Origin of the sequence: Hominilimicola sp. (genome assembly GCF_046972485.1) — a bacterium.
GTDB lineage: Bacteria > Bacillota > Clostridia > UBA1381 > UBA1381 > Hominilimicola > Hominilimicola fabiformis.
In genome coordinates, this window is the sequence record NZ_JBKVWU010000168.1 from 1 (window position 1) to 3,966 (window position 3,966).

At 36.4% G+C, this 3,966-nt stretch carries 3 protein-coding genes; 2 read left to right on the forward strand and 1 reads right to left on the reverse strand.

What is annotated here, in order from left to right; translation table 11 throughout:
• Positions 1-1,724: hypothetical protein (locus ACLTU0_RS11185; protein WP_412322512.1), on the forward strand; the 1,724-nt coding region annotated here is incomplete at its 5' end.
• A 45-nt stretch (positions 1,725-1,769) separates the two neighbouring features.
• Here the strand turns inward: ACLTU0_RS11185 and ACLTU0_RS11190 are convergent.
• Positions 1,770-2,612 (reverse strand): AraC family transcriptional regulator, encoded by an 843-nt coding sequence (locus tag ACLTU0_RS11190; protein ID WP_412322513.1) that lies wholly within the window; start codon positions 2,610-2,612, stop codon positions 1,770-1,772.
• Positions 2,613-2,814: 202 nt separating this feature from the next.
• Between ACLTU0_RS11190 and uxaC the strand changes: the two genes are divergently transcribed.
• The coding region (uxaC, locus tag ACLTU0_RS11195; RefSeq protein ID WP_412322515.1) for a glucuronate isomerase at positions 2,815-3,966 on the forward strand (1,152 nt) is incomplete at its 3' end.

Here is a 3,966-nt window from a genome sequence, read left to right on the forward strand (position 1 = left end):
AGGTAAGCAAGTGGACATTTGATACCGACTTAAACGATACTAACGGTGCAAATGCGTTTACATTGATAGGTGATACGGTAAACAATAACGGTCAGATTTTGATGAACAATTCAACAAAAGGTACTTCAACGGGAAGTGCGTCAATGCAGTATGCAAACCCTGTAGTAACTTCACAAGGCGAAAAATTGACGGTTGAATTTGATATTACATTCGGTAAGCACAGCGGTAAAACAATGTCATACAGCCTTACAGACGCAAACGGTAAAGCAATCGTATCAACACAAATTTGTGCATATGATTTATCCGGTAACACGAATGTTAAAATAGGCGGTAATGATGTTCTTGATGATTATTCAAAATTGTCGGCGGCAATATCAAGAGGAAATAACAGCTCATCATCAAATAAACCGACTCACTTTAAAAATGTAATTGATTTCGGTTCAAATAAGGCATATGTAACCGTATCATATGACGGCGGACAGACTGCTGAATTTACAGGAAAAATCGGCGACAGCACAGGAAGTCTTGGCGGTATAAATTTCAGCTCAAGTCATGGATATGCCGACAGATCGTGTATTGTTGATAATGTAAGCATCGGTAAAGTCAGCGGACCGCAGTATAAAATTACATTCGGTGCGGTTGATTCGAAGAGTGAGGAAAGTGTTGACGCGAATATTGTTGTTAAAGACGGTATAAGCGGTGCAGTGCTTACACCTAATTTAAACGGTGAATATTTGCTTTGCGAGGGTGATTATTTAATCAGTGCAACAGCAGACGGCTACCGTGACGCAGGACAAAAACTTGAACTTTCACAGGCAACCGAATCGAAAAATATCACTGTATCAATGGTTTCTGTAACGGATTTAACAAAGGCTCATATTGCGATTAAATTTAAAGACAATCAAGGTAATGATATTATGGAAAGCGTAACGGAAACGGGCGATTTCTATGTCGGAGATAAGTATACCGTTTCGGCTGATTACTGTAAAGACCAAGTTGTTAAACGTGACGGTAAGGTGTACACATATAAGTATAACGCCGAAAAGTCGGTATATACTGCAGATAAACTTGAGGAGAATAGCGTATTTACTCTTGTATATGATGTAGGCGGCGAATATGATTTCTATGCTGATTTTGAAAATTATACTATTGATGACAGTGTGTTGACATACGGCGGCGGAAGTCCTAAATTGACTGTTGCAAAGGATAATGAAAACAGTTATTTAAGCTATGCGTCAACGGGTTCAACGGTAGGAGTATGGCAGAAACTTGATACTATAGATTGTACAAATAAAACGGTTACGGTAAATGCCGATATTAAATTTGCACCAAAGGGAACGGCGGGTAACAGTCAATTCTCAATCGGCGATACATCTCCGAAATTTGACAGTAACAACGTGAATTACGGCTTTGTAAACAAAAGTAAAAAATATGACGGACATATAATTGCGTTTGAATACAATTCCGGAAGTACATTGCTTGTAAACGGTCAAACAGTGTCAAGCAATTTTGTCGGTTCATGGATACACCTAAATGCTGAAATTAATTTCGCTACAAAGAAGATTAATGTGACTTTGAAAAATGATAACGACATAACAGCCGAACTTAATGATTTGGATTTCTACAGTTCAAATGATATAACGGAAATAGGCTCATTCTACCTTAGAGCCGCAAAGTCTAACGGAACGGTAGGTCTTGATAATCTTACAATGGTTTGTGAATAAAATGGTTATAACATAAAATCAGGTCGGTACAATACCGACCTGATTTTATATATTTGAGTGCTTTTTCTTAAATTGTTCGGGGGACATATCGGTGTATTTCTTAAACACACGATAAAAAGTGGTATAGTCACTGAAACCGCATTTATAAAAAATATTCATTGCATTTTCGCCTACAAGCAACAGATTTTTTGCCATCATAACGCGACGCATATTTATATAAACGGATATTGTAAGACCTGTTTCGCTTTTAAAAAGACGGCTGATATATGCCTTATTTAAAAACATATGTTCCGCAATATCATCAATATTCAAATTGTGTGTGAAATTTTGTTCAATGTAGTTTTGGATTTCTTTGATATGCTTGTTTTTAGAGGAAGTGTCGTTTACAAGAAATTCTTTTTTAAGAATTTCACTAAGCTTCACGACAAGTTGTGCGGCATATGTGGAAACCATAAAATCAGTATCATCTGTTGGATTTGCCGAGTAATGTTCAACGCCTTTGAAAATATCTCCGAGATTGTATTTATTGAATATTTCGGACGGTATTCTGTTGTTTGTTCCGAATTTTCGGGCATTTAAAGTGTCTAAAATATGAGGATTCATTGATGAAACAAAGCTGCTGTGTATCTGCAAAAACTGACGATGATAAACGCTGTTTTTCGGAAAAGTAATAAAGTGAAATTCGTTTGGATTGGTGATTAATAAATCGCCCGAAGAAATTTTGTATTCCGTTCCTTCAACGTTGTAAAGCGCATTGCCTTCAATCAGTTGCAAAAATTCATAATATATGTGCATATGATTGCCGAGAATTGGTCCTTCGGACATACCTGTTCTGTAAGTATATGTATAAGATTTGTCATACATAACGCGTCGTATCGTCTTTTCCAATCAAACTCACCTCAAAATAATTTTAGCATAATTTTTGTGTGCGGTCAATTCAAAAATGAGTTGCGTTTGTATGAAAATGTGATATAATAAATGTTAAGCAAGATTTGTAAGATTTAAGCTGAATTAAAGCAAAATATATGTGGCTCAAATTCTGTTTTGAGTATATAATAAGAATATAAAATAATACTGTGAGGTAATGGTAATGAAAAAGTTTATGGACGATAATTTTATGTTGAATAATGAAACGGCGGCAAAGCTGTTTAATGACTATGCAAAGGATATGCCGATTTTTGATTATCACTGTCATTTAAGCCCTCAAATGATGTATGAGGACAAGCCGTTTGAAAATATTACTCAGATTTTCTTGGACGGTGACCATTATAAGTGGAGATATATGCGTTCAAACGGTATTGACGAGAGTTACATAACCGGTGACAAGAGCGACTATGATAAATTTAAAGCGTTCTGTGGTTGCCTGCAGTATGCGATAGGCAATCCACTTTATCATTGGACACACCTTGAATTAAAGAGATATTTTAATGTTGATGAAGTTGTCACGGCGGAAAATTGCGATACAATATGGGAAAAGTGCAACAAGGTTATAAAAGAAACAAAAATGAGCCCGTCAACACTTATAAATCAATCAAATGTTGCGGTACTTTGCACAACCGATGACCCTATTGATTCGCTTGAATATCACAAATTAATTGCCGAAAAGGGACATATAAAAGCAAAAGTTCTACCTGCGTTTAGACCTGACAGATTAATCAATATTGAAAAGACCGATTTTACGGATTATATCAAAGCACTTGGAAACGTATGCGGTATGAACATAAAAAATTATGACGAACTTATAACTGCAGTCAATGAAAGAATTGATTATTTTCATAATGCAGGTTGTCGTATAAGTGACCATGCTCTTGACGGTGTACCGTTTAACAGAGATTATAGTGCAGACGATGTTTTTGTAAAGAAAATGAACGGTGAAAATTTAAGTGCCGATGAAATAAATGCATTTAAGTGCGAAACACTTATAAGACTTGCGAAAAAGTACAGTGAACTTGATTGGGCAATGCAGTTACATATCGGTGCTTTGAGAAACAATAATTCTGCTATGTTCAAAAAACTCGGCGCAGATGTCGGTTTTGACTCAATCGCAGATTATGAAATTGCGGCAGACCTTTCGGCTTTGCTTGACGCAATGGAATGTAACAACGGACTGCCGAAAACGATTCTTTATACATTAAATCCAAAGGATAATTATGTTCTTGCGACAATGCTCGGTAACTTCCAATCAGCCGAAACGGCAGGAAAAATGCAGTTTGGTTCGGCATGGTGGTTTAATGACCAACGT